Consider the following 1,358-nt stretch of genomic DNA (forward strand, 5'->3'; position numbering starts at 1 on the left):
CGCGGCGAAGTCCGGCCCTCGGCCCGGCAAGCGGGACGGAAACGGCGCCCTGGCGAAGTGGGCCTGCCGGTCGTGTCGGTCCAAGCCCCGGGTTCAGGTCGTGACGAGCATTCCTTCGCGCAGGGTGGTGAAGGCGTGGGTGAGGAGTCGGGAGACGTGCATCTGGGACAGGCCGAGGTGTTGGCCGATCTCGGCCTGGGTGAGGTCGTCCCAGAAGCGGAGCTTGAGGATGCGCCGGTCCCGCTCGCCCAGTGCGGCGATCAGCGGACGCAGGGCCTCGCGGTTGACGACGAGTTCCAGGGCCGGATCCGGTGCCCCGCGCCGATCGTGTCCGGTGCCGGAGTCCCCGCCGTCCGTACCGGTGGGCGCGTCCAGGGAGTCCGTACGCAGGGCGGTGCCCAGTTCCAGACCTACGCGGACCCGGTCCTCGTCCTCGCCCAGTTCGGTGGCGAGTTCGGCCACCGTGGGTTCGCGGCCCAGTCGGGTGGAGACGTCGTCACGGGTGCGGACCAGGCGCAGGTAGAGCTCCTGTTCGCCGCGGCGGGCGTGCACGGCCCAGGTGTGGTCGCGGAAGTAGCGTTTGAGTTCGCCGGAGATGGTGGGGATGGCGTAGGCGAGGAAGCCGGCGCCGTGGCCGGGACGGTAGCCGTCGACGGCCTTGATCAGGCCGATGGCGGCGACTTGTCGCAAATCCTCGCGCAGGTCGACGCGTTGGGTGTAGCGGTGGCAGGCGCGGGTGACCAGGTTGAGGTTGTCCTCGACGATCTCATTGCGCAGCGCGGCGTGCGCATGGGTGCCCGGTTCCAGGGTAACGAGGCGGACGAGATTGCGGTCGGTGGCGGAACGCAGGCGATCGAGGGTGTCGAGGCTGCGGTGGGGAGGGGTCATTGCGGGATGGGCCTCCGAACGGGTGTGCGTCGGATGCCGGGGGCCGCCGGGACGGGCGGGCACGGGATGGCCCGGGGCGGGGCCGTTCGTCGATGCCTTCCACCTCGCGGCCCGTCCACACCTGTTTCGGGCGGACGCATTCGAACGCACACGCGGCCGACGGAAACGTGTCCCACATGCACCACACCACCCGTCGAGGCACGTTGTCGTGTCACACTCCCGCCGACCCTGTGACAACAGGGACGGTCTCAGGGAAACACAGTCGAACCGGTACTTCTCGGCGACACGGCACCGCGCGGGCGAGGCCCGGGTGCGGGTACGGCCGTTGGGGCGACCCGGGCCGGTACGGGTACCGCGACCCGGCGAGCAGCCTCCCACGGTTCGTCGTCCTGTCCAGCCCTGCCCAGTCCCCCGCTCGACGTCGTGGACAGCGCGGGCTCGTTCCTGGTCGACACCATCGATGCGCTGCA

General features: G+C 70.6%; 1 protein-coding gene. It reads right to left on the minus strand.

Translation table 11 applies throughout. From position 1 onward, the window contains the following. Positions 1-93: 93 nt before the first annotated feature. A complete protein-coding gene (locus ABZS54_RS42965; protein ID WP_355548916.1) occupies positions 94-888 on the minus strand; it encodes a sigma-70 family RNA polymerase sigma factor in 795 nt (264 codons plus the stop codon). Positions 889-1,358 lie beyond the last annotated feature (470 nt).

Source organism: Embleya sp. NPDC005575 (assembly GCF_040605455.1).
Classification (GTDB): Bacteria; Actinomycetota; Actinomycetes; order Streptomycetales; family Streptomycetaceae; genus Embleya.